28 protein-coding genes and 1 pseudogene are annotated in these 23,701 nt (G+C 70.2%); 16 read left to right on the forward strand and 13 right to left on the reverse strand.

All coding sequences use genetic code 11. The features are described from left to right. Positions 1–69 precede the first annotated feature (69 nt). Complete coding sequence (locus ACIBH1_RS12405) at positions 70–1,215, forward strand: Ig-like domain-containing protein (RefSeq protein ID WP_397313772.1); 1,146 nt, start codon at positions 70–72, stop codon at positions 1,213–1,215. A gap of 12 nt (positions 1,216–1,227) precedes the next feature. On the opposite strand, the gene ACIBH1_RS12410 is transcribed toward ACIBH1_RS12405, so the two are convergent. Continuing rightward, complete coding sequence (locus ACIBH1_RS12410) at positions 1,228–2,142, reverse strand: alpha/beta fold hydrolase (RefSeq protein WP_397313773.1); 915 nt, start codon at positions 2,140–2,142, stop codon at positions 1,228–1,230. Positions 2,143–2,176: 34 nt separating this feature from the next. Further along, positions 2,177–3,178, reverse strand: a complete 1,002-nt coding sequence (locus ACIBH1_RS12415; protein ID WP_397313774.1) for a sigma-70 family RNA polymerase sigma factor — start codon at positions 3,176–3,178, stop codon at positions 2,177–2,179. Between the two features lie 155 nt (positions 3,179–3,333). Between ACIBH1_RS12415 and wrbA the strand changes: the two genes are divergently transcribed. Further along, complete coding sequence (gene wrbA / locus ACIBH1_RS12420) at positions 3,334–3,945, forward strand: NAD(P)H:quinone oxidoreductase (protein ID WP_397313775.1); 612 nt, start codon at positions 3,334–3,336, stop codon at positions 3,943–3,945. A 16-nt stretch (positions 3,946–3,961) separates the two neighbouring features. Here the strand turns inward: wrbA and ACIBH1_RS12425 are convergent, their stop codons facing one another. After that, positions 3,962–4,660 carry a TetR family transcriptional regulator gene (locus ACIBH1_RS12425; protein ID WP_397313939.1) on the reverse strand — a complete coding sequence of 233 codons (699 nt, stop codon included), beginning with the start codon at positions 4,658–4,660 and terminating at the stop codon, positions 3,962–3,964. A gap of 79 nt (positions 4,661–4,739) precedes the next feature. Here ACIBH1_RS12425 and ACIBH1_RS12430 point away from each other — a divergent pair, with 79 nt between their 5' ends. Next, on the forward strand, positions 4,740–5,642 hold the full coding sequence (locus ACIBH1_RS12430; protein WP_397313776.1) for an alpha/beta hydrolase: 903 nt from the start codon (positions 4,740–4,742) through the stop codon (positions 5,640–5,642). A gap of 5 nt (positions 5,643–5,647) precedes the next feature. Next, positions 5,648–8,419, forward strand: a pseudogene (locus ACIBH1_RS12435) (AAA family ATPase); the annotation flags it as partial. A gap of 24 nt (positions 8,420–8,443) precedes the next feature. Here ACIBH1_RS12435 and ACIBH1_RS12440 read toward each other — a convergent pair. From ACIBH1_RS12440 to ACIBH1_RS12450, 3 genes are all read right to left on the reverse strand, one after another. Then, positions 8,444–9,136 (reverse strand): carboxymuconolactone decarboxylase family protein, encoded by a 693-nt coding sequence (locus ACIBH1_RS12440; RefSeq protein WP_397313777.1) that lies wholly within the window; start codon positions 9,134–9,136, stop codon positions 8,444–8,446. Positions 9,137–9,148: 12 nt separating this feature from the next. Further along, the gene (locus ACIBH1_RS12445; protein WP_397313778.1) at positions 9,149–9,967 is read right to left on the reverse strand and encodes an SDR family oxidoreductase; all 819 of its coding nucleotides are present in this window, start codon (positions 9,965–9,967) and stop codon (positions 9,149–9,151) included. Between the two features lie 102 nt (positions 9,968–10,069). Beyond that, on the reverse strand, positions 10,070–10,237 hold the full coding sequence (locus tag ACIBH1_RS12450) for a hypothetical protein (protein ID WP_397313779.1): 168 nt from the start codon (positions 10,235–10,237) through the stop codon (positions 10,070–10,072). Positions 10,238–10,260: 23 nt separating this feature from the next. On the opposite strand from ACIBH1_RS12450, the gene ACIBH1_RS12455 reads away from it, so the two are divergent. Beyond that, positions 10,261–10,833, forward strand: coding sequence for an HXXEE domain-containing protein (locus ACIBH1_RS12455; protein WP_397313780.1), 573 nt, complete (start codon positions 10,261–10,263; stop codon positions 10,831–10,833). An 87-nt stretch (positions 10,834–10,920) separates the two neighbouring features. Continuing rightward, the gene (locus ACIBH1_RS12460; RefSeq protein ID WP_397313781.1) at positions 10,921–11,676 is read left to right on the forward strand and encodes an SDR family NAD(P)-dependent oxidoreductase; all 756 of its coding nucleotides are present in this window, start codon (positions 10,921–10,923) and stop codon (positions 11,674–11,676) included. 38 nt (positions 11,677–11,714) lie between these two features. Here the strand turns inward: ACIBH1_RS12460 and ACIBH1_RS12465 are convergent, their stop codons facing one another. Next, entirely contained in the window at positions 11,715–12,215 is a 501-nt protein-coding gene (locus ACIBH1_RS12465; protein WP_397313782.1) for a GNAT family N-acetyltransferase, read from the reverse strand. A gap of 21 nt (positions 12,216–12,236) precedes the next feature. On the opposite strand from ACIBH1_RS12465, the gene ACIBH1_RS12470 reads away from it, so the two are divergent. Next, on the forward strand, positions 12,237–12,992 hold the full coding sequence (locus tag ACIBH1_RS12470) for an MBL fold metallo-hydrolase (protein WP_397313783.1): 756 nt from the start codon (positions 12,237–12,239) through the stop codon (positions 12,990–12,992). On the opposite strand, the gene ACIBH1_RS12475 is transcribed toward ACIBH1_RS12470, so the two are convergent. Both ACIBH1_RS12475 and ACIBH1_RS12480 read right to left on the reverse strand, forming a co-directional pair. Further along, positions 12,934–13,659 (reverse strand): phytanoyl-CoA dioxygenase family protein, encoded by a 726-nt coding sequence (locus ACIBH1_RS12475; protein WP_397313784.1) that lies wholly within the window; start codon positions 13,657–13,659, stop codon positions 12,934–12,936. The genes ACIBH1_RS12470 and ACIBH1_RS12475 overlap by 59 nt on opposite strands. A gap of 115 nt (positions 13,660–13,774) precedes the next feature. Next, positions 13,775–14,746 (reverse strand): radical SAM protein, encoded by a 972-nt coding sequence (locus ACIBH1_RS12480; RefSeq protein WP_397313785.1) that lies wholly within the window; start codon positions 14,744–14,746, stop codon positions 13,775–13,777. 32 nt (positions 14,747–14,778) lie between these two features. Here ACIBH1_RS12480 and ACIBH1_RS12485 point away from each other — a divergent pair, with 32 nt between their 5' ends. Genes ACIBH1_RS12485 through ACIBH1_RS12500 form a run of 4 tightly spaced genes read left to right on the forward strand, consistent with a single transcriptional unit; the run spans position 14,779 to position 17,079 of the window. Then, positions 14,779–15,102 (forward strand): DMT family transporter, encoded by a 324-nt coding sequence (locus ACIBH1_RS12485; RefSeq protein ID WP_397313786.1) that lies wholly within the window; start codon positions 14,779–14,781, stop codon positions 15,100–15,102. A gap of 50 nt (positions 15,103–15,152) precedes the next feature. Then, entirely contained in the window at positions 15,153–15,710 is a 558-nt protein-coding gene (locus tag ACIBH1_RS12490) for a GNAT family N-acetyltransferase (RefSeq protein WP_397313787.1), read from the forward strand. Continuing rightward, entirely contained in the window at positions 15,707–16,777 is a 1,071-nt protein-coding gene (locus tag ACIBH1_RS12495) for an aminotransferase class V-fold PLP-dependent enzyme (protein WP_397313788.1), read from the forward strand. Before ACIBH1_RS12490 ends, ACIBH1_RS12495 begins: the two co-directional genes overlap by 4 nt. Next, entirely contained in the window at positions 16,774–17,079 is a 306-nt protein-coding gene (locus ACIBH1_RS12500) for a DUF952 domain-containing protein (protein WP_397313789.1), read from the forward strand. The genes ACIBH1_RS12495 and ACIBH1_RS12500 overlap by 4 nt, the downstream gene beginning before the upstream one ends. A 67-nt stretch (positions 17,080–17,146) precedes the next feature. Here ACIBH1_RS12500 and ACIBH1_RS12505 read toward each other — a convergent pair whose 3' ends face one another. From ACIBH1_RS12505 to ACIBH1_RS12515, 3 genes are all read right to left on the reverse strand, one after another. Then, the gene (locus tag ACIBH1_RS12505; RefSeq protein ID WP_397313790.1) at positions 17,147–17,974 is read right to left on the reverse strand and encodes an ABC transporter permease; all 828 of its coding nucleotides are present in this window, start codon (positions 17,972–17,974) and stop codon (positions 17,147–17,149) included. 70 nt (positions 17,975–18,044) lie between these two features. Next, the gene (locus tag ACIBH1_RS12510) at positions 18,045–18,800 is read right to left on the reverse strand and encodes an ABC transporter permease (RefSeq protein WP_397313791.1); all 756 of its coding nucleotides are present in this window, start codon (positions 18,798–18,800) and stop codon (positions 18,045–18,047) included. Next, positions 18,800–19,726 (reverse strand): ABC transporter ATP-binding protein, encoded by a 927-nt coding sequence (locus ACIBH1_RS12515; RefSeq protein WP_397313792.1) that lies wholly within the window; start codon positions 19,724–19,726, stop codon positions 18,800–18,802. The genes ACIBH1_RS12510 and ACIBH1_RS12515 overlap by 1 nt, the downstream gene beginning before the upstream one ends. A 65-nt stretch (positions 19,727–19,791) precedes the next feature. On the opposite strand from ACIBH1_RS12515, the gene ACIBH1_RS12520 reads away from it, so the two are divergent. Then, positions 19,792–20,145 carry a nuclear transport factor 2 family protein gene (locus ACIBH1_RS12520; protein ID WP_397313793.1) on the forward strand — a complete coding sequence of 118 codons (354 nt, stop codon included), beginning with the start codon at positions 19,792–19,794 and terminating at the stop codon, positions 20,143–20,145. A gap of 55 nt (positions 20,146–20,200) precedes the next feature. Here the strand turns inward: ACIBH1_RS12520 and ACIBH1_RS12525 are convergent, their stop codons facing one another. Beyond that, the gene (locus ACIBH1_RS12525; protein ID WP_397313794.1) at positions 20,201–20,485 is read right to left on the reverse strand and encodes a hypothetical protein; all 285 of its coding nucleotides are present in this window, start codon (positions 20,483–20,485) and stop codon (positions 20,201–20,203) included. Positions 20,486–20,673: 188 nt separating this feature from the next. Between ACIBH1_RS12525 and ACIBH1_RS12530 the strand changes: the two genes are divergently transcribed. The 4 genes from ACIBH1_RS12530 to ACIBH1_RS12545 all read left to right on the forward strand — a co-directional run bounded on the left by ACIBH1_RS12530 (position 20,674) and on the right by ACIBH1_RS12545 (position 23,665). After that, on the forward strand, positions 20,674–21,135 hold the full coding sequence (locus tag ACIBH1_RS12530) for a hypothetical protein (RefSeq protein ID WP_397313795.1): 462 nt from the start codon (positions 20,674–20,676) through the stop codon (positions 21,133–21,135). Positions 21,136–21,195: 60 nt separating this feature from the next. Continuing rightward, positions 21,196–21,450, forward strand: a complete 255-nt coding sequence (locus ACIBH1_RS12535; RefSeq protein ID WP_181609901.1) for a hypothetical protein — start codon at positions 21,196–21,198, stop codon at positions 21,448–21,450. A gap of 112 nt (positions 21,451–21,562) precedes the next feature. Next, a complete protein-coding gene (locus tag ACIBH1_RS12540; RefSeq protein WP_397313796.1) occupies positions 21,563–21,964 on the forward strand; it encodes a hypothetical protein in 402 nt (133 codons plus the stop codon). 174 nt (positions 21,965–22,138) lie between these two features. Beyond that, on the forward strand, positions 22,139–23,665 hold the full coding sequence (locus tag ACIBH1_RS12545) for a helix-turn-helix domain-containing protein (protein ID WP_397313797.1): 1,527 nt from the start codon (positions 22,139–22,141) through the stop codon (positions 23,663–23,665). The last annotated feature ends 36 nt before the right edge of the window (positions 23,666–23,701 follow it).

Raw genomic sequence — 23,701 nt, forward strand, 5'->3', positions numbered from 1 at the left:
CACATGGCATGCCTGGGGGAGAGGGTGGCAGTGAAGTTTGCGCACGGTTGGCGGAAAGGCGTCGCTCTGATGCTGCTCGCGGCAGCGACAGCGGCGTGCTCAGGCACCAACGCGGCCACCGGGAACGGTCCCGGAGCCGCGGGCCAGGCCGCAACCTCGACCCCCACCCCGCAGGGCCCCGTCATCAAAATCAGCCCCGCCGAAGGTAAAGCCAACGTCAACCCCGAGAAAAAGGTTGTCGTCGCCGCCACCGGCGGCCCGCTCGACGACGTGAGCGTCCAGGCCGACGGCCAGAGCCTCGAAGGCGCCTTCAACACCGACCGCACCAAGTGGGTCTCCAAGACGCCGCTCAAGCCGTCCACCAGCTACACCGTGGCCGCCACCGCCGGCCCCACCACGCAGCAGGCGACGTTCACCACCGCCAAGCCGGCCCGGTCGCTGACCGTGATCGACGTGACCCCGGCGGTCAAGGGCGAGAAGGTCGGCGTGGGGGCGCCGATCATCGTGCGCTTCAACACCGCCGTCACCGACAAGAAGGCCGTCGAGCAGGCCCTGCAGGTCGAGGCCGAAAAGCCCGCCGACGGCGCCTGGCGCTGGGTCGCCGACGACCAGGTCATCTACCGCACCGCCAAGTACTGGCCCGCCCACCAGACGGTCACCTTCACCGCCGCCATCACCGGCGTGCGCGGCGGCAAGGGCCTGTACGGCACCGCGGACATGACCAAGACCATCGAGATCGGCGCCAAGCGCATCTCCACCCTCGACGTCCGCAAGAAGGTCATGTACGTCCGCGAGGACGGCAAGCTCGTCCAGACGATGAAGGTCTCGGCCGGCAACGCCACCACCCGCGAATACACCACCACCTCCGGCGTCCACCTGACCATGGAGGCGGTCAACCCGGTCTGGATGGAGTCGCCCGGCCGCAAGAAGGGCGACCCCGGCTACTACAAGGTGCTCATCAACCACGCCGTGCGCATCTCCAACAGCGGCGAGTACGTGCACGCCAAGGACAACGTGTGGGCCCAGGGCGTGCGCAACGTCAGCCACGGCTGCGTCAACGCCCGCCCGGACCAGGCCAAGTGGTTCTACTCCAACAACCAGCGCGGCGACGTCGTCGACATCAAGGGCACCAACCGCAAGCTGGAGTGGAACAACGGCTGGGGATTCTGGCAGCTGTCGTTCAAGGAGTGGAAGAAGGGCAGCGCCCTCGACTAGCGGTCATTACAGCTAGCTGGCGAAGAAGCCCGCCAGCAGCGTGTTGACCTGCTGCGGGGCGTCCTCGTGCACGTTGTGCCCCGCTCCTGGCACGACGTGCACCGTGGCGCCGGGGATGCGCCGGCCGTAGTCGCGGGCGTAGGAGGCGGGCAGCCACTGGTCCTGCTCGCCCCAGATCACCAGGACGCGGGCGCGCAGCCGGGCCAGACCGGCGTCGGTGGCGGTGTAGTCCTGGGTGCGGGCGAGCCGCACGAACGCCTCGCGCTTGTCGGGGCGAGACAGCCAGTGCCAGGTCTCGTCCACGACCTCGGCGGTGACGCGCTCCTGGCGGGCGAAGGCGCTGCGCAGGCTCTTCTCGAAGTCGGAGCGGCCCATCAGCTTGACCGCGAGCTCGCCGACGACCGGGACGGAGAACAGCCGCGTCTGCGAGGCCAGCGGCTTGTCCAGGCCGGGGGAGTCGAGCAGGGCCAGCCGGTCGACGCGGCCGGGGTTGTGCTCGGCGTAGTAGAGCGACCAGGCGCCGCCCCAGGAGTGCCCGACCAGGGAGACCGACGGCAGCCGCGCCGCGTCCAGGAACGTGCCGAGGGCGCGCGCCATCGAGGGGATGTCGTAGGCGAAGTCCCCCTTCACCGTGGTGTAGCCCTGCCCGGGAAGGTCGACGGCGTACACGGTGTGCTCGCGGGCCAGCGCCGGGATCGTGTCGCGGTAGGAGTAGAGCCACTGCGCGCCGCCCGCCACCAGCACCACCGGCGAGCCGCTGCCGGTCTTGCTGTAGTGGAAGCGCGCCAGCGAGGTGTCGAGGTAGCTGCTTTCGTACGGCGAGCGGTACCCCTGCACGGCGGCCGGCTGCCAGCCGTACGCGCCGAACAACGCCACGGCCACCAGCGCCGCGACCACGACCGCCGCCCATCGCACCCAACGCCTCATGATCATCCTTAGGGGTGAGGAAAGTGTCACCTCGTCAGGACGGGCCGGGCCCCGCGATTGTGACAGCACTCCTCGCGCCGGCCGTCCACGGCCGCAGCTTGTCGGGGTTGCGCACCACCCAGATGTGCCTGATCCGCTCACCCGCCACGTCGAAGGCGTACACGGCCACCGTCGTGCCGCCGTGCTGGGCGACCAGGCCGGGCCGGCCGTTGACGGCGTGCTCCCGCATCGTCAGGCCCGGCGCCGCGGCGGCCAGGTCGATCAGCAGCCGCGCCACCCGCTCGCGCCCCTCGACCGGGCCGGGCACGGCGCTGACCAGGCCGCCGCCGTCGCCGGTCGCCGTGACGGCGGGGTCGAGGATGGCGATGAGGGCGGCGATGTCCTTGGCCTGCCAGGCCCGCTTGAAGGCCGCGACGAGGCCCGCCTGGTCGACGGCCGCGTGGACGCCCCTGGGGACGCCCTGGTGGACGCCCCGGTGGACGCCCCAGTGGACGCCAGCGTCGACACCGGCGGGTGCGGCCGGGCGTGCGTCGCGGACGCGGCGGCGGGCCGAGGAGGCCAGCTGGCGGCAGGCGGCCGGGGTCCGGCCGACGATCTCGGCCACCTCGGCGAAGCTGTAGCGGAAGACGTCGTGCAGGACGAACGCCACCCGCTCGGCCGGGGTCATCGCCTCGAGCACGACGAGGAAGGCCATGTTGACCGACTCGTCGAGGGTGACCTGGTCGGCCGGGTCGGCGACGGGCCGTTCGCCGGGTTCCGGCAGAGGTTCGGGGATCCACTGGCCCACGTAGCGCTCACGCCGGGAGCGGGCCGAGGCCAGCAGGTTCAGGCAGATGCGGCTGGCGACGGTCGTCATCCAGCCGCCGACCGACTCCACGGCCTCCTGCTGCGGCCGCGACAGGGCGTACCAGCGGACGTAGGTCTCCTGGACGACGTCCTCGGCCTCCGACAACGACCCGAGCAGCCGGTAGGCCAGGTTGATGAGCCGCCGCCGCTCGCTCATGATCGCGCTCAGGCTCGGATCGTTCGTGGGCATGGCTGTCCCGGCCTCCCGGACGTCGTGGTCGCTGACACCTCTACGACAAAACGGCCGCCGAGAATGTGAGCCCGCCGCCTGACATCGGGCCGGGCTGTCTTGTCGTAGAGGTCGCAAGCGTCCACACCACCGAACCCGGAAGGACCACGGCGACCATGGAACCCGTCAACGCCGCGATCATCTACTACAGCGCCACCGGCACCGTGCACACCCTGGCGCTGGCCGCCGCCGAGGGGGCGGAGAAGGCCGGCGCGCTGGTGCGCCTGCGCAAGGTCGCCGAGAGCGCCCCGCCGGAGGCGATCGCCGCCAACCCCGCCTGGGGCCGCCACCTGGACGACACCCGTGAGGTCGCCGTGGCCGGCCACGACGACCTCGACTGGGCCGACGTGGTGCTCTTCGGCACCCCCACCCGCTTCGGCAACCCGGCCAGCCAGCTGCGGGCCTTCATCGAGACCACCGGGCCGCTGTGGTTCCAGGGCAGGCTCGCGGGCAAGGTGTACTCCGCCTTCACCGCCTCCAACACCCCGCACGGCGGGCAGGAGTCCACCCTGCTGGCGCTCGGCAACACCTTCTACCACTGGGGCGGCGTCATCGTGCCTCCCGGCTACACCGATCCCGTCCAGTTCGTCTCGGGCAACCCGTACGGCACCTCCCACGTGTCCGGTGACGGCCCGCCCACCGACGTGATCCTCTCGGCGGCCCGCCACCAGGCCGGGCGCGCCGTCGGCATCGCCGCGGCGCTCAAGGCCGGCCGTCCAGTCTCATAAACAAATCTCGGTATCATTAGTTTTTGAGATGGCGGTACATGGTCGCCCTCGACACCTCGAACCGGGCGGCCACCTCCTCCACCCCCAGCCCGCCGTCGTGCAGCGCCCTGGCCTGCGCGATCTGCTCGGGCGACAGCCGCGCCGGCCGCCCGCCGTTGCGCCCCCGGGGGAGCCCGGCCACCCGAGGCACGGGCGGCGCCTCCAGCAGCGCCCTGGCGCCGTCCAGGATCAGAGCCCGCAGCCGCTCGGGCGGCTCGTCACGGAACAGCAGCACCGGATCGGCCAGCCCGGCCACCACCTGGCAGGCCCGCACCCGCTCCTCCAGCCCGCCCCCCGCCGCCACCAGCTCGTTGGCCAGGGCGATCGCGGTGCGGAACCGGTCGGCGATCGGCGCCTGCACCAGCAGTGTCATGTCCCTGACCAGCATGGTGAGCGTGTCACGGTGGCGCAGGTGCACATCGACGTAGCCCTCGATCGCCCGCCACCGCACCCGCTCGGCGTCCTGCCCGGACTCGGCCTCGGCCAGGACCTCCTCCAGCTCGTCCAGCAGCGGCACCGTCAGCCGCCGCAGGATCTCCTCCTTGGAGTCGAAGTGGTAGTACAGGGCCGCCTTGGTGATGCCGACCTGGTCGGCGATGGACTGCATGGACGTGGCGCGGTAGCCGCGGGCGGCGAACAGGGTGCGCGCCGCCTCCAGAATCCGCTGGGAGGTCATCGATCTCACTTACCTACGGTCAGTTCAGTCGCTAGAGTACTTACCGGCAGTCAGTCTATTTCGCCCGAGGATGATCTGTATGCCCTCCGACGTGTCCTTCACCGCCGACGGCGTGCGCTGCGCCGGCCGCCTCTACCTTCCCGCCCACCCCGACCCCGACCCCGCCCCGGTCGCGTGCGTCGTGCTGTGCCACGGATTCAGCGGCACCATGGACCGCCTCTACGACTACGGCGAACGCTTCGCCGCCGCCGGACTGGCCGCCCTGGTCTTCGACTACCGCAGCTTCGGCCAAAGCGACGGCCGGCCGCGCCAGCTTCCCGACATCGACGGCCAGCTCACCGACATCCGCGCCGCCATCGCCTTCGCCCGCGCCCACCCCCGCGTCGACCCCGCCAGGGTGCTGCTGTGGGGCAACTCCCTGGGCGGCGCGCACGCCATCACCGTCGCCGCCCACGACCCGCAGATCGCGGCCGTCGTCGCGCAGATCCCCTTCAACGGCTTCCCCAAGAAGGTCGAAGGCCGCTCCACCGGCCAGACCCTGCGCCTGCTGGCCGCCATCGCCTGGGACGCCCTACGCGGCAAGCTCGGCCTGAGCCCCCACTACATCCCGATGGTGGGACACCCGGGACAACTCGCCGTCACCGCCACCCCCGAGGCCGAACGCCACATCGACACCCTCACCGGCGGGCAGCAGAACACCCAGTGGCGCAACAGCGTCGCCCCCCGCGCCCTGCTGGCCATGATGCGCTACCGGCCCGCCGAATCCGCCGCCCGCCTGACCTGCCCGCTGCTGGTCTGCGTCGCCGCCGACGACCGGGAGACCCCGATCGAAACCACCCGCGAACTGGCCGAACGCGCCCCGCACGGCGAACTGCGCGCCTACCCCGGCACCCACTTCACCTTCTACACCGACCCCGCCTTCCGCGACCGCGTCGTCGCCGACCAGATCGACTTCTACCGCCACGCCACCGCGAAAGTGTGATCGCCATGGACCCCAGCACCACCCTCCTGGTCGGGCGCCAGGCCGAACTGACCGTCATCGACGACCTGCTCGCCCGCCGGACCGGCGTGCTGGTCGTCCGCGGCGAGGCCGGCATCGGCAAATCCGCCCTCCTGGCCCACGCGGCGGCCACCGACCAGGCCAGGGTGCTGAGGGTGACCGGCGTGGAGTCCGAGGCCGACCTGCCCTTCGCCGCCCTGCACCGGCTGCTGCGCCCGGTCCTGCACCACGCCGAATCGCTGCAGCCCCAGCAGGCCGGCGCCTTACGCGGCGCACTCGGGCTCGGCCGCCCCGCCCAGGGCGACCGCTACCTCGTCGGCCTGGCCACCCTCAGCCTGCTCGTGGACCTGTCGGCCGAAGGCCCGGTCCTGTGCCTCATCGACGACGCCCACTGGCTGGACGGCGAGTCGGCCGACGCCCTGCTGTTCGCCACCCGCCGCCTGCACACCGAACCCGTCATGGTCCTGCTCGCCGCCCGAGACCCCTTCCCCCCGACCGACCTGCCCGAACTGCGGCCGGCCACGCTGGAACCCGACGCCGCCCGGCAGCTCCTGGCCCGGAGAGCCCCCGACCTGCCGCCCGCCGTACGCGACCAGCTCGTCGCCGAAGCCCAGGGCAACCCGCTCGCCCTGGTCGAACTGCCCCGCATGCTCACCCCCGAGCAGCGCGCCGGCGCCCCGCTGTTCCTGTCCGCCGGTTCCGCGACGCCCGTGACCGACCGGGTGCTGGGCGGCTTCCGCGACAGGATCGCGGCGCTGCCCGAGGCCACCCGCTCCTGCCTGCTGGTGGCCGCCCTCGACCACCGTGATCTCGACCACCGTGCCCTCGACCACCGTGATCTCGCTGGCGGCCTCGCTCGTGACACCCTCGAACGCGATGGCCTCGACCACCGTGCCCTCACTCGCGACGGCCTCGACCGTGCGGGCCTCGAACGCGACGGCCTGGACGCGCTCGCCCGCGCCGCCGGCCGGCTCGGCGCGTCACTGGACGACCTCGCCCCGGCCGAACACGCCGGCCTCGTCCGCGTCACCACCGCCGGCGTCGCCTTCCACCACCCGCTCGTGCGCCGGGCCGTCCTGCTGGCCTGCGACATCGCCGCCCGGATGGCCGCCCACCGCGCGCTGGCCCAGGCCGCCGACGACGACCGCCGGGCCTGGCACCTGGCAGCCCTCACCCCGCACCCCGACGAGGAGGTGGCCGCACTGCTGGTGGAGCTGGCCGTACGCGCCCGGCAGCGCGGCGGTCAGACCGCCGTGTCCGCGGCCTACGCGCGGGCGGCGCAACTGTCGGCCGACCCCGCCCTCGCCGCCGGCCGATGGACGGCGGCGGCCGCGGCCGCGGTGGAGGCGGGCCTGTGGCGGCGCGCGGCCGACCTGGCCGACCAGGCCGTGCACCTGACCGCGACGACAACCGTCCCCGGGTCCGTCACCGCCGAACTCGCCGCCGTCCGCGCCAAACTGGCCGTCGAAGCCGACCGCCCCCTGCAGGCCGTCCGCCTGCTGCACCAAGGCGCCGAAGCGAGCACCGACCTGCCCACCCGGCTGTCGCTGCTCGGCCTGGCCGGCTACTACACCTGGGCCAGCGCCACCCACCCCGACCAGCCGGTCCTGGCCCGCCGCACCGAGGAACTCACCCCGGCAGGGGAAGGGCTGCCCGCCGTGGTGCGCTCCATCAACACCGCCTTCCGCCTCATCCTCGAAGGCCGACCCGTCGACACCCACGCCCACCTCACCCCAGGCCCCGCCGACCACGTTCCGCCCGAGCTGCGGTTCCTCATCGCCTTCCAATCCCTGCACCGCGCCGACCGGACCGGCATGCTCGCCGACGCCGCCGACCTCGTCGCCGGCTGCCGCGCCCAGGGACGCCTGGGACGCATGCCCCAGGCGCTGACCCTGCTCGCCATCGCCCAGCTGCTGGACGGCAGACATCCGGCCGCCCGCGCCACCGCCGCGGAAGGCATCGCCCTGGCCGCCGACCTGGGCCAGCCGTACTGGCGCGGCTACCTGGCCGGCGTCCAGGCCTGGCTGTCGGCGCTCGCCGGAGACGACCACCAGGTGGCCGAACTCGCCGAGCAGGCCGTCCACGCCGCCGACCACCGCAACTGGATGCCCGGAGCCTGCTGGGCGCAGTGCGCGCGAGTGATGCTCGACCTCGGGCAGGGCCGCCACGACGCCGTCCTGGCCCGGCTGGACGAGGCGATGACCGGACCCACCCGCCACGCCTTCATCTGGCGCTACCTGTGGCCCGACCACATCGAGGCCGCCATCCGCGTCGGACAGACCCGCCGGGCGGGGGAGCGGCTGACCGCCTACACGCAGTGGGCCGAGGCCACCGGCCGGGCCACCCCGCTGGCCGTCCTGCACCGCGTCCGCGCCCTGCTGGCCACCGAGAACACCGCGCCCGCCCTCTTCGAACGCGCCCTGACCCTGCACGCCGACGAGCCGCAACCCTTCGACGAGGCCCGCACCCGGCTGCTCTACGGCGAATGGCTGCGCCGCCACAAGAGCCGCGCCGAAGCCCGCACCCACCTGCACGCCGCCCTGGAGACCTTCGACCGGCTCGCCGCCACCCCCTGGGCCGCCCGCGCCGCCGCCGAACTGCGCGCCGCCGGCTACGCCCTGCCCGACCGCCCCCGCCCCGCCGGCCCGCTGGCCGTCCTGACCCCGCAGGAACTGCAGGTGGTACGGCTGGCCGTCACCGGCGCCTCCAACCGGGAGATCGGCGCGCACCTGTTCCTGAGCCCGCGCACCGTCGCCTCCCACCTGTACAAGGCCTTCCCCAAGCTAGGCGTCACCAGCCGCGCCGAACTGGCCCGCCTGATCGACCGGCTCGAGCCCCAGAGCACGAGCAGCGGCCCAGGCCCGCGCCAGACCGAACTCCGCCATCCCCCGAAACAGATCCCGCAGGGTCTCCTCGCCGGCGCCCGCACCCCTGGCCAGCTCGGCGTGCAGGCGCAATGACTCGCCCAGCGTCTGGTACAGCACGTCCACCGCCACACACGCGATCGCCCGCTCCCGGACAGTCAGCCCCGGCCTGGCCCAGCGCTGGGCCAGCTGATCCTCACTGAACGCCGCCAGCCCGGCGTCGACCCGCTCCAGCTCGCGTACGGCACGCGCCAGCACCCCGTGCAGCGGCACCGGCTCGATCGGCCCGGCCTCGGCCGCCTCCGGCAACCCGAGCTCGACCAGCCGCTGAAAACCCGAAACGACCACCGGATAGCCCACATACGGCGCCAGATGCCGAAACAGCTCCCGGATCGACTCCGGCTCCACCCCCTGGTCCAACGCCATCCGCACATGCATGGCCAGCGGCACCCCCAGATGCGGATGACACAGATCCGCCGTCAGGCAGACGAACGCCTTCTCCCGCACCGTCAGATGCGGCAACCCCCACAGATGGTGCCCGGCCCCCACCGCGAGCCTGGCGAACACCGGATCCAACGAGACCAGAGACTCAGCCCCGGCAAGTGATGTCACGAAACGCTCCGTTCAGGACAGACCGAGCGCCCGCAGGCGCAACCGGTCGAGGGTGTACTGCGGGACGACCCGCCCCAGCGTGCTCATCAGCCGCGACTTCCTGCCGACCGGATAACGCGAGCGAGGCCGGCGCGCGGTCAACGCGTGCAGCACCGCCCGCGCGACCACCTCGGGGCTCGACCCCGCACGCTCCTCCTTCAACCCGGCGGCGACCATGGTCCGGTACGCCGAGCCGTACAGCCGCCTGCCCTCCGCCCCCAGCGAAGCCAGCCGCGGCTCCAGCTCGTCTTCGAGCTTGTCGACGGCATCGGTGTGAATGGAACCCGGCTCGACGAGCACCGCGGCCACGCCGAACGGCTTCAGCTCCATGCGCAACGCGTCGTTGAGCGAGCGGATGGCGTGCTTGGAGGAGCACAACGGCCCGCCGAACGGCAGCGTGATCCAACTGCCCACCGAGCCGACCGTGACCACCCGCCCCTTGGAAGCCCGCAACTTCGGCACCATCACCTGCGTGACGGCCACCTGGCCGAAGACGTTGACCTCGTACTGCCGCCGCAACGCCTGCAGCGGCACGAACTCCACCGGGCCGGTCACCCCGATCCCGGCATTGTTGACCAGCGCGTCGAGCCGCCCGATCCGCTCACCGGCCTCGGCGACCTGCTCGCCGTCGGTGACATCGAGCAGGACCGGCACGACCCCGGAGCCGAGCGCCGCGGCGTCGGCCTCCTTACGCACCCCGGCGTAGACGGTGAAACCCTCCCCGGCCAGCATCAGCGCGGTCGCCCGCCCGATACCCGTCGAGGCGCCGGTCACCAGCACGGACTTGCCCATGAGCCCTCCTCTGCCATCGGTGCATCGATCAGCTTCATGCCGCCGACGCTAGAACCCGCCCCCGGCCCGCCGCCTCCGTCACCCGACTGAACTCCCGCGCCGTCACACCAGTACGGTGACGGTGATCACCTCCTCGCCCCGGTCCCCGGACACCGTGATCGACAGCTCCCACACCCCGTCCATCGTGAACACCTCCCGCGTGGCCACGAACACGCCGGGCCCGGCGAGCACGGTGGCGACCGGCGGCAGCGCGTGACCCATCGCCGGCATGACCGCTTTCTACCGTTCCGGCCATGACCCGACGACCTGAACCCTATTCGGCGATCGTGATGGCCATCCTGGCCCTCGCCTTCTGCGCCTGGGCCCTGTCCACCCTGCCCCTGCAGGGCGCGGCGATCCTCGTGGTGGCCAGCGTGCTCGGCTGGAGCGGCTGGATCACCTTCAGCTACACCCGCCCCGTCCGATCCCGCAAGGTGATCGCCGTCTACCTGTGCGCGGTCGGATTCCAGCTCATCCACATGGCCGAGGAGTACACCGGCGGCTTCCCTCACGAGATCGTCGAACTGTTCGACTCGCCACGCGACTGGCCCGAGAAGGAGTTCCTGCTCGTGTTCGTCTTCGGGTTCGGCGCGCTCTACTTCTTCGCCGGCGCCGGCGCCCTCTACCGCATCAGGGTCGCCAACTTCTTCCTGTGGTGGTACGCCCTGGGCGCCGGCCTGCTCAACGGCATCGCGCACTTCGTCTTCCCCATCATCAAGGGCGGCTACTTCCCCGGCCTCTACACCGCCGCCGGCCACCTGATCATGAGCGCCCTGCTGATCACCTTCCTGGTCCAGGAGCACCGCCGCCTCAAAGCCGAGGTGTGACACACCTCGCACCGCACTCCCGTCACACCACCCGCCGCGGCGGCATCTCCATGAACGCCAACACACCGCCGAACGGCAGGGACCACCATGAACCAGCCCAGGATCGCCCTCATCACCGGAGCCGCCAAGGGCATCGGCCGCGCCGCCGCCGACCTGCTCGCCGCCCAGGGGGTCACCGTCGTCATCGGCGCCCGCGACCCCCACCGCGGCGAGCAGGCCGCCGCCGCCATCCGCGCCGCCGGCGGCCATGCCCACGCCCTCACCCTGGACGTCACCGACGCCGCCACCGTGCATGCCGCCGCCTCCTGGATCGACGGCCGCTTCGGCCGCCTCGACATCCTGGTCAACAACGCCGCCATCACCGGCTCAGGCAACGCCGCCCCAAAGGACGCCCTCGACCGCGTACCCAGCGCCGTCGACGTGGACCTGGTCCGCGCCGTCTTCGACACCAACGTCTTCGCCGTGATCACCGTGACCAACACGATGCTGCCCCTGCTGCGGCGATCCCCGGCCGCGCGCATCGTCAACCTGTCGAGCCACTCGGCCTCCCTGACGATGACCGCCGAAGCCGACGGCCCCCTGTCAGGCCTCGTCTCGGCCGCCTACTCACCCTCCAAGGCCGCCCTGAACGCGCTCACCCTGCAATACGCCAACGAACTACGCAAGAACACCGGCATCCTCGTCAACGCCGCCGCCCCCGGCTACGTCGACACCGACATCAACGGCCACACCGGCGTGCTCACCCCGGCCCAGGGCGCCGCCGTGGTGGTGCGCCTGGCCACCCTCGGCCCCGACGGGCCGACGGGCGCCTTTCACAGCCAGGAAGGCCCCCTGCCCTGGTGACGGCGCCGCCCGTGAGGGCCCGCGATGCGCGCGGGCCCTCACAACTCCATGCGCAACACCATGCCCGGCCACTGACCCACCGTGAACGGCTCCTCCCGTACGAACCCGCACCCCTCGTAGAAGCCCACCAGTGCCCCGTCGTCACCGGCATAACAGTCCACCCGCAACACCCGCTTGCCGCGCGCCCTGGCCTCCCGCTCGGCCCACTCCAGCAACCCCGCACCCACCTTGCGCCCGGCGAACGCCCGGTCGATCACCAGCGCCTGCACATACAACTCCGGCTCCGGCGAGGCCTTCACATACGCCGGCGGCACCTCACCCACCGTCACCGTGCCCGCGGGCAACCCGTCGAGCACCGCGATCCGCATCCCGCCCGACTCCGCCCACGACCGCACCTGCTCCTCACGTTTGGCGTTCCCGGTGAACGGCTGATCACCCCACTGGCCCGTACGGCCCCGCGCCACCATCCACGCCACCGCGCTGTCGAACATCGCCAGCACCGCGGGCACATCGCCCACATTCCCCTTACGAATTTCCATCCGCCGACCATACTTGGACGGATGGAGATCCATCACCTCAACTGCGGCTCCATGCGGCCTCGCGGCACCAGCCCCACCGTCTGCCACGTCCTGCTCATCGAACACGCCACCGGCCTCGTCCTCATCGACACCGGCATCGACACCCACATCCCCCTGGTGTCGAAATGGCTGCTCAACCCCGCACTCGACCCCGACCAAACCATCACCGCCCAGCTCAAGACCCGCGGCATGAACCGCACCGACGTCACCGATATCGTCCTGACCCACCTGGACTTCGACCACGCAGGCGCCCTGCCCCGCTTCCCCCACGCCCGCATCCACCTGCACGCCGACGAGCACACCGCCCGCACCCACAGCCGCTACCAGCCCGCCCAATGGGCCCACGACCCCCGCTGGACCACCTACCACGGCACCGGAGACCCCTGGCTCGGCGACCTCACCGCCCTACCCCTCGACGGCCTCGACGACCTGCTCCTCATCCCGCTGCCCGGCCACAGCCCGGGCCACTGCGGCGTCGCCGTCCACACCGGCGGCCCCACCCCATGGCTCCTGCACGCCGGCGACGCCTACTTCAACCGCCACGCCGACCGCCCCACCCGCCTGAGCGAAGCCATGGTCGCCACCCACCACCGCACCCGCCTGGCCACCCGCCGGCGACTCGACCACTTGCCCGCCGACGCCGTACGCGTCTTCAGCGCCCACGACGCCGGCGAACTGGCTACCCTCGCAACGCCCGCGCCAGCAGATTCGACCCCTCCGCCACCACCGGCTCGGTGAGGAACACCGGCGACTGCGCCATGAACCGCGGCACCCCGCCCCGATGCTCATCGGCGGCGTGCACCGTGAACGGATGCACCAGGAACACATCCCCCGGCTCACCCGTCGCATAGGCCACCGGAAAACCACGACTGGCCTCGTCGACCACCGGACCGGCCTCCATCGGATCCAGCACCCGACCCGCGAGCGCCTCCGCGACCGCCCGATGCGAACCCACCCGGATCCGCGTCGGCGCGTCGTCGGCACCCACCGACGACAACAACGTCAGCAACAACATCGTCTGAGGACGCCCCCCGGTCGCATACCCGCCGTCCGGCAGCACCACATTCGCATCCACGTGCCAGCCCCGGTCATCGACGACCGCCTTACCCGGGAACCGCACCGGAATCATCCCCAGCGCGCCCCGCGGCGCCCAGCCGCCCTTCCCGCACACGACATCCAGCGCCTCGGCCACCAGATGACTGCGCGCCACCTCACCCAGCGGCCCCTGACCCGTCATGTCCGACGCCCACACCACCGGCTCGTCCCACCCGGAAACATCGTCGGGGGAGCGGCCGATCTGCGCCCACAACTGCGCCCGCGCCGCATCGGCCAGCTCACGCGGCGAAGCCCCCGCCAGCTTGACGAACCCGTCACGGACGAACGCCTCAACGTCGATGATCTGCATGCCCACCACCGTAGCCACCAGGTCAACCGAATTCCGGCGACCCCGATCTCAGACCAGGCTCAGCCTCAGAACAGGCCCCTCTCAGACCAAGCCCAGCCTCAGACCAGGCTCAGCCTCAGACCAGGCTCAGCTGATCGAACGGCCGCTCCACCACAGGCTCACCCACCGGCGCCATCCCATACGAGGCCGCCAGCTGCGCGATCTGCCCCACGATCCGCTCCTCATACGCCGCCGACGGCACCCCCGAACGGTCGTACAACTCCTCATACCGCTCCACCAGCGCCGGATGCCGCTCACCCAGCCACTGCAGGAACCACTGCCGCGTCCCCGACGGCAACCGCAACACCACCGGATGCACCCCCGACGCCCCCGACGCCGCGATCCGCCGCACCGTCGCCGCCAGCTGATCACCCGCATCCGTCAGCAACGGCAACACCGGCGCCATCAGCACATGCGTCGCCACCCCCGCCTGCGCCAGCGCCGACACCAGCTCCAACCGCGCCTGCGACGACACCGCACCCGGCTCCGTCGCCCGCCGGATCCGCTCATCGACCGACGCGATCGACACCGCCACCCGCGTGCCCGCCCGCGCCAGCACCTCCGCATCACGCAACACCAGCGGCGACTTGGTGTACACCGTCAACGCCACCCCGGCCCGCGCCGCTGCCGTCACGATCTGCGGCATCAACCCGTAGACGCGCTCCGCCTCCTGATAGCAGTCACCGCTGACCCCCACCGCCAGCGGCCGGCCATCCCAGCGCTGCACCTCACGCGCGAACCGCGCCGCCGCATTGGCCTTCACCACCACCCGCGTGTCGAAGTCACGCCCCGCATCCAGACCCAGCCGCCGATGACCACCCCGCGACACACACCCCAGACACGCGTGCGCACACCCCCGATACGGCGAGACCGCCCACCCCTGCGGGATCCCCGCCCAATCCGGCACCCGCTCGATGATCGTGCGCGCCTGGGTCTCGAGAAACCCGCCACGCAGCACCGACCGCCGCTCGATCAACGGCCGATCGTCTCGAGCCTTCTCCACAAGCGAAAGCGCGTCCCAACCCACACCACCCAATGGAACACGCATTCGAGCAACCCCGCAAGCTAATGTGCACAACCATGGCCTGGTTCCTGCTCGCCGTCGCGATCGCCACCGAAGTCCTCGCCACCACAGCCCTCAAACTCAGCAACGGCCTGACCAACTGGTGGACCGCCGCCGTCATCCTCGGCTACGCAGCCTCCTTCACCCTGCTGTCCCAAGCACTCAAACTCCAGCTCGAAGTCGGCACCGCCTACGCCGTCTGGTCCGGCGCCGGCACCGCCGCCATCGCCGTCATCGGCGCCCTGTTCCTGGGGGAGAGCCTCACCCTGGCCAAAGTCGCCGGCATCGTCCTCATCATCGGCGGCGTCGTCGTCCTCAACCTCGCCGGCACCTCCCACTGACCCGAAAACCCCTTCGCACCCCCACAAACCCCCTCCATAGACTCGAACGCGTGCTGAAGCCCGAATACCCCATCACCACCGAGCGCCTCACCCTGCGCCCCTTCACCCCCGACGACCTCGACGCCATCCACGCCTACAGCAGCCGCCCCGACGTCGCCCGCTACCTCTACTGGGAACCCCGCGACCGCGCCGCCGCCCAGACCTACCTCGACAAAGCCGTCACCCGCACCACCGTCAACGCCGAAGGCGACATCATCGACCTGGCCGTCACCCGCACCGACACCGGCCACGTCATCGGCAGCGTCCTGCTCATCCTCACCAGCCACACCCACCGCCAAGGCGAAATCGGCTACATCCTCCACCCCGACCACCACGGCCACGGCTACGCCACCGAAGCCTCCCGCGAAATGCTCCGCCTCGGCTTCGACGACCTCCACCTCCACCGCATCGTCGGCCGCCTCGACGCCCGCAACACCGCCTCCGCCCGCGTCCTGGAAAAACTCGGCATGCGCCGCGAAGCCCACCTCATCGAAAACGAACAGGTCAAAGGCGAATGGTGCGACGAAGCCATCTACGCCATGCTCAGCCGCGAATGGCACGCCCGATGACCACCACCCCCGGTGACCCCACCGGCCCCAGCGACTCCACCGACCCCACCAGCTCAGCCGGATACAGCCACCTCTTCGACGCCCACCCCGGCTACCTCAACACCGCCAGCTACGGCCTGCCACCCCGCACCGCCACCGACCACCTCACCACCGTCCTCGACCAATGGCGCACCGGCTCCACCGACTGGCACCCCTGGGACGCCACCGTCGGCCACGCCCGCACCGCCTTCGCCCACCTCATCCACGCCCACCCCGCCGACATCACCATCAGCTCCACCGCCAGCCAGATCATCTCCACCATCGCCACCGCCCTGCCACCCCGCGCCAGAGTCCTCATCCCCGACATCGAATTCACCAGCAACCTCTACCCCTGGCTCACCGCAGGCGCCACCGTCGAAACCGCCCCACCCGACCGCCTCGCCGACGCCCTCCACCCCGGCATCGACGCCATCGCCTTCAGCCTCGTGCAATCAGCCACCGGCCACGTCGCCGACCTGACCGCCATCACCACCGCAGCCCGCACCGCCGGCGCCCTCGTCATCGCCGACGCCAGCCAAGCCGCCGGCTGGCTCCCCATCACCACCACCGGCATCGACGCCCTCGCCTGCGCCGCCTACAAATGGCTCCTGGCCCCACGCGGCGCCGCCTTCGGCTACCTCTCACCAGCCCTGCGCGAACGCATGACCCCCCTGGCCGCCAACTGGTACGGCACAGCCGACCGCGACAACGGCTACTACGGCCTGCCCATGCACCTGGCCCCCGACGCCCGCGCCTACGACCTGTCACCCGCCTGGTTCAGCTACGTCGGCGCCGCCCCCGCCCTCCACCTGCTCAACCACATCGGCGTCCCCGCCATCCACCACCACAACCTCACCCTGGCCAACCGCCTGCGCACCGGCCTCGACCTGCCACCCTCCGACAGCGCCATCGTCAGCCTCGACATCGACGGCACCCGACTGCACCGCGCAGGAATCCGCGCCGCCACCCGCGCCGGCCGCACCCGCCTGTCCTTCCACCTCTACACCACAGAAGCCGACGTCGACGCCGCCCTGGAAGCCCTCACATGAACTCCCGCACCAGCCACGTGATCTACCACCTCGCCTACGCCACCCACTGGGCCGACGCGGGGGAGACCTACACCCACTCCACCCGCGGCCGCACCCTCGCCGACGAAGGCTTCATCCACTGCAGCACCGACCTCGACCAGCTCCGCGAGGTCGTCACCCGCTACTACACCGACGTCGACCCCACCGACCTCATCGTCCTGCACATCGACCCCACCGGGCTCGACATCCGCGTCGAAGGCGGCTTCCCCCACCTGTACGGCCCGCTGCCCCGCTCAGCCGTACACACGCACAGCACCCTCTGATCAACCGCACAGCACCCGCTGATCACGCATATGAAACCAGCTGATCACGCCGCGTAACGCCCGCTGATCACGCGCACAGCACCCGCTGAATCCGCCGCGCCGCCAGCCACAACCCCGCCGCCACCATCACCAGCAGATACGCGGCATGCCCCAGCAGACCCCACCCGACCTGCCCCAGCGCCAGCCCACGCACCAGCTCCACCGCATGGAACAGGGGAGTGGCCGCCACCATCGCCTCCAGCACCGGCGGATACGCGCCCACGGGGGAGAAGGTGCCGGAAAACAGGAACAACGAGAACTGCGCCGCCGTCAGCAGATCGAAATCCTGCCACCCCCGCATGAACGTCGACGCCGCCATCCCCACCGCGCCGAACGCCAACCCCACCAGCAACGTCGCAGGAAACGCCGCCAGCGCCCACCACGGCTCGGCCAGATCGAAGGCGACCATCACCACCAGGAACGCCGCCGTGTAGAACGCGCTACGGATCATCGCCCACGACAGCTCACCCAGCGCCACCTCGAACGGCCGCACCGGCGTCGCCAAAATCGCCTCGAACGTCTTGGCGTACTTCATCTTGAAGAAGAAGTTGAACGTCGTCTCCGCCAGCGCCCCGTTCATCGCCGACGCCGCCAGCATCGCCGGGGCCACGAACACCGCATACGAGATCACCTGCCCATCACCCAGCGGAATCTCACCCACCAGCGCACCCACGCCGACACCGATCGACAGCAGATACAGCAACGGCTCGAAGAACCCCGACAACAACACCAGCCAGTACGAGGCCCCGCTGCGCAACGCCCCCACGTTGCGGTTGACCACCGCACCCACCCGCCGCGGCGACACCCCCTGATCCAGGCTCCGCACCAGCCGCCTGGCCACCGCCACCGTCATCATCGCAAGCCCCTCATCACGCGCTCATCGCCTGCCCTCATCCCCGCGCCCGCCCTCGTCCCCGCGCCTGCGGCTAATCCCGCAGCCGGCGACCGAACGCCACCCGCGCCCACCACAACCCGCCCACCACGAACGCCCCCAGCACCGCCACATGCGCCCACGCCGGCCACGGCGTCACCTCACCCAGCGTCGCCCACCGGCACAACACCACCGCATGCCACAACGGCGACACATACGCCAGCACCCGCAACCAGCCCAGCTGCTCCACCGGGAAGAACACCCCAGAAAACAACGTCGCCGGAATCATCACGAACCGGAACAACAGCGCGAAGTAACTGTCATGCTCGATCGACGCCGCGAACGCCGTCACCGGAGCCGCCACCGCCACCGTCAACACCGCCGCCACCAGCGGCGTCACCAACGCCCACGCCGAGGCCAGCCCCCCGAACGGCCACACCACCAGCAGGAACACCGCGACCGCGATCTGCACCCGCACCACCAGATACAGCAACCAGCCACGCAACATGTCCCAGATCGACACCCGCGTCGCATACATCGCATGCGCCGAACGATCCCACTTGAACGACCCCAGCACCGGATACGTCGACTCACCCAACGCCATCTGGAACGCCGTCGACGCCAGCACCCCCGGCACGATCCACTGCGCGTAACTCACCCCGCCGAGCTCGCCCACATACTGCCCCACCCCCAGCCCGATACTGGCCAGGAACAGCAGCGGCAACGCGAACGACGAGAACAACGACGCCCGCCACAACCGCTTGTACAGCACCATGTAGCGCTCGAACACCGCATACGTCGCCGACGCCATCAGTCGACCAACGTCCGGCCGGTCAGATGCAGGAACACATCCTCCAGCGACGAACGCCGCACCAGCACACTCGACGGCGTCAACCCCCGCCGATGCACCTCGTTCACCGCCGCGTCGCCGTCCTTCGCGTACAACAGCAGCCGGTCGGGCAACGGATCCACCCGCTCACCCACACCCTCCAGCAACGGCACGAACCCGGCCAGCTCATCGAGCCCGAACCTCAACTCCACCACCTCGGGGGAGGAGTAGGCCTCGATCAGCTGACGCGGCGACCCCTCCGCCACGATGCGGCCCCGGTCCATCACCACCAGCCGATCACACAGCTGCTCGGCCTCATCCATGTAGTGCGTCGTCAGCACCAGCGTCACACCCCGCTGCTTCAACCGGAACAGCCGCTCCCACAGCAGATGACGCGCCTGCGGATCCAACCCCGTCGTCGGCTCGTCCAGCAACACCAGATCCGGATCGTTGACCATAGCCCGCGCGATCGTCAACCGCCGCTTCATCCCGCCCGACAGCGGCTCCACCAGCGACGACGCCTTCTCCGTCAGCTGCGCGAACTCCAGCAGCTCCTCCGCCTTCGCCCGCGCCTGAGCCCGGCTCAACCCGAAATACCGGGCATACGTCGTCAGGTTCTCCCGCACGTTCAGATCGGGATCCAGATTGTCGAGCTGCGGACAGACCCCCAGCCGCGCCCGGATCGCCGGACCCTCCACCCGCGGATCACGCCCCAGAATGCGCAACTCGCCCGCCGACGGCATCGACACACACGAGATCATCCGCATCGTCGACGACTTGCCCGCCCCGTTGGGCCCCAGGAACCCGAACGCCTCCCCGGGCGCCACCTCGACGTCGATCCCGTCGACCGCCGTGAAATCACCGAAGCGTTTGACCAGCCCACAGGCATGGATAAGAGGTTCAGCCACGTTAGGAGAGACTAAACGTCGCCCCCGACACTTCCGCAACCAGATAACCACCGAGGGAACACCCGATGGATCCCCGCACCGCCGCCCAGCACTTCGCCGACACCTGGCAACACGGCTGGACCCACCACGACGTCGACGCCATCATCGCCCTCTACACCGACGACGCGGTCCACACCTCGATGCCCTTCCGCCCCCCGCACACCGGCAAAACCCAGATCGCCGACTACATCAGGCGATCCTTCGAGGCCGAACACTCACCCCGCGTCGTCTTCTCCACCCCGCTCGTCGACGGCCCGCACGCCGCCATCGAATACCACGTCACCGCGGGGGAGACCACCCTGGCCGGCTGCGTCTTCGTCACCTTCGACAACGACGGCATGGCCGTACGGACCCGCGACTACTGGCACGAAACCCCCTGACCCGCCCCGAAGGCCGGGGGAGAGGCCCCTGCGAGCCCCGAAACGTTCCAGCCCGTTACAGCGGCACGCGCACCGACGGAGCGACCTGCGGCGCACCCATCGGGGGAGCCTGCATCGAGTTCTGCATCGGGTTCTGCTGCATGGGCGCGGGCATCGGCCGCACCATCTGCCGCGTCGTCTCCTCGGCCGGCGAAACCGGCATGGGACGCTGCTGGGCGCATCCGCCACGGCAGTATCCGTTGGTGACGATGAGCCGGCCACGCAGCGGCGTGTAGGAGTCACGTCCCGTCGCCGGAAGAACCCCCTGGCACGCCTGGCACAAGATTGCGTCGTTCCCCACGGGTGTACTCCTTTATCCAGATGTAGCTACTGCCAATCAGACTAAAGAGGTACATCACAGAAGTGTCGCAATTCCACGAGCCGTCAAGAGACCGGTCAGAAACTTCTACTTGACATAACGTCCATTATCAAGCAAATACATGATCACGTACGGCGAGCCGCCCACCACACCGGCATAGGCTGTGCACCATGAATCTGGGTCCCACCGAGATCCTCCTCTTCCTCGCCATCCCCACCATCATCATGGGATTCGGCGTCGTCCTCGTCGCCAGGAGCGCCAAGGCCAGAAGCAGAGCCAGCATCCCACGCCGACACCTCGACCCACACGAACTCGACACAACCGTCCAGACACTCGTCACCGACGGCCAGCACATCCAAGCCATCAAACTCGTCCGCGAGAACACCGGCATGCGCCTCGTCGACGCCAAAAACCTCATCGACGGCGTCGCCCGCGGCCAATCCCTGCTCCAGCACCCTGCCATCCAGCGCCTCGCACCCAGGCAACCCCACATCGCCCCCCATGGCCCCGACCTGGCCACCCGCGTCCGCGACCTCAAGGCCGCAGGCCGCACCGAACAGGCGATCTTCCTCGTCCGCGGCGAAACCGGCATGGACGAAGAGGCCGCCACCAAGTTCGTCGACATCCTCTGATCACAAGAACGCTCACAAAGACCCTGACCGCGCGGCATCGCAGCGCGTTACGATCGAGTCATGCCGAGCCTGGCGATCTCCACCACGGGCCTGATCCTCCTCACCGTTCTGGTGACTTTGGCGATCATCGCCCTGATCCTCCTGGCGGTGCGTTTCGTGCACCACCCCCGCAACAGTCTCACCGTCAGCGAGCACCTGATGGACCAGGCGCGCGAGCTCAAGGCCCATGGCCGGATGGACGACGCGGTGTTCCTGGTGCGCGGCGAGGCCGGGATGAGCCATCGTGCCGCGGTCCGCTTCGTCCGCCGTCTTTAGCGCCTCAAATCCGGAAATATACCGAAACCATACAGAAGGTGGATTCTGTCTGGTTTGGAATACCTTTCGTTGACCGTGACCCGACCGGGCGCCGCCCGGCGTCTGAGCCGCTGTGAAGCTGTCACGGCTCGTCACCCTCCTCCTGTCGGCTCTCGCGGCGGTCGCCGTGATGACGCTCCTGGTCACGACGCCTGCCGTACCGGACCACGGTCCGCCGCCGCCGTGCCCCTCCCGCTGGGACGGCGACCGGTTCGGCGGATGGGTCCCCGAGACGCCCCGTCTCGCTGGCGTGGAGGACCTGCTCGTGCCCGGCTCCCCCGCCGAGGTGCTGTTCTGCGCCTACCCTGGCGAGAACTACGAGACCCACCGCCCGCTCGGCGGTTCCCGCCGGGTGTCCGGTGCTGACCGGCTGGCCCGTGATCTGTCCTTCTTGCCCGCAACCCCGGCTGTCATGGGCTTCCCGGCCTGTTCCGTGTGGCGTTCGGCTATCCGGAGGGTCCCCCGGCCGGGGTGACGGTGCGGGGCGGGTGCCCGCGGGGGGCGTTCAACGGGCTGCTCGTGGCGGGGGTGGACGAGCCGGCGGGGCGGGAGGTGCGTGCGCTGGCCCCGCGCGGCTAAGGTGGCCCCTCTCCCCCGTCCGGCGCATGTGAACCTGGTGCATCTCATATGTGAGATATGGTTGCCGGTTATGGCAGACGACTACCTGGGCCGCATCGGCCGCCTGATCCGTGACGCACGTCAGCACCGTGGCTGGACTCAGCTTCAGCTGGCGGATGCGCTCGGTACGTCGCAAAGTGCGGTGAACCGGATCGAGCGCGGCAACCAGAACATCAGTCTTGAGATGATCGCGCGGATCGGTGAGGCGCTCGACAGCGAGATCGTGTCGCTGGGGTATGCGGGTCCGATGCATCTGCGGGTGGTGGGTGGTCGCCGGTTGTCGGGGGCGATCGACGTGCGGACGTCGAAGAACGCGTGTGTGGCGTTGCTGTGTGCGGCGTTGCTGAACGACGGGCGGACGATTCTGCGCAGTGTGGCGCGGATCGAGGAGGTGTACCGGATCCTGGAGGTGTTGTCGTCGATCGGGGTTCGGGCGCGGTGGGTGAACGGGGGCGATCTGGAGATCGTTCCGCCGTCGCGGCTGGAGCTGGAGGCGATGGACACCGAGGCGGCTCGCCGTACTCGCAGTGTGATCATGTTCCTGGGGCCGTTGATGCACCGGTTCGAGCAGTTCACGCTGCCGTATGCGGGTGGGTGTGATCTGGGGACTCGGACGGTTCAGCCGCATATGACGGCGCTTCGGCAGTTCGGGCTCGAGGTGGCGGCGACGCAGGGGTTCTATCACGCGCAGGTGGATTCGTCGGTGTCGCCGACGCGGGCGATCGTGTTGACCGAGCGGGGCGACACGGTGACGGAGAACGCGCTGATGGCGGCGGCGCGGCACGACGGGGTGACGGTGATCCGTAACGCGTCATCGAATTACATGGTGCAGGATCTGTGCTTCTTCCTGGAGGAGCTGGGGGTCAAGGTCGAGGGCATCGGGACGACGACGTTGACGGTGCACGGGATGCCGGTGATCGATCGGGATGTCGACTACTCCCCCAGTGAGGATCCGGTGGAGGCGATGTCGCTGCTGGCGGCGGCGGTGGTGACGGGGTCGGAGCTGACGATTCGCCGGGTTCCGGTGGAGTTCCTGGAGATCGAGCTGGCGGTTCTGGAGGAGATGGGGCTCGATTGTGATCGGGGGTCGGAGTATGCGGCGGCCAATGGCCGTACGCGGCTGGTGGATCTGACGGTGCGGCCGTCGAAGCTGGTCTCCCCCATCGACAAGATCCATCCGATGCCGTTCCCGGGGCTGAACATCGACAATGTGCCGTTCTTCGCGGCGATCGCGGCGTCGGCGCAGGGGTCGACGTTGATCCATGACTGGGTGTACGACAATCGGGCGATCTATCTGACGGAGCTGACGCGGCTGGGGGCGTCGGTGAAGTTGCTGGATCCGCATCGGGTGCTGGTGGAGGGCCCGACGCGGTGGCGGTCGGCGGAGATGATGTGTCCTCCGGCGTTGCGTCCGGCGGTGGTGGTGCTGCTGGCGATGCTGGCGGCCGAGGGCACGTCGGTGCTGCGGAACGTGTATGTGATCAATCGGGGGTACGAGGATCTGGCGGAGCGGCTGAATGCCGTCGGGGCTCGGATCGAGACGTTCCGCGACATCTGATCGGGGTGCTTTCCCCCGCTGGTGTGGAGTCGGTGC

It is taken from the genome of Nonomuraea sp. NPDC050663, from assembly GCF_044456985.1.
Classification (GTDB): Bacteria; Actinomycetota; Actinomycetes; order Streptosporangiales; family Streptosporangiaceae; genus Nonomuraea.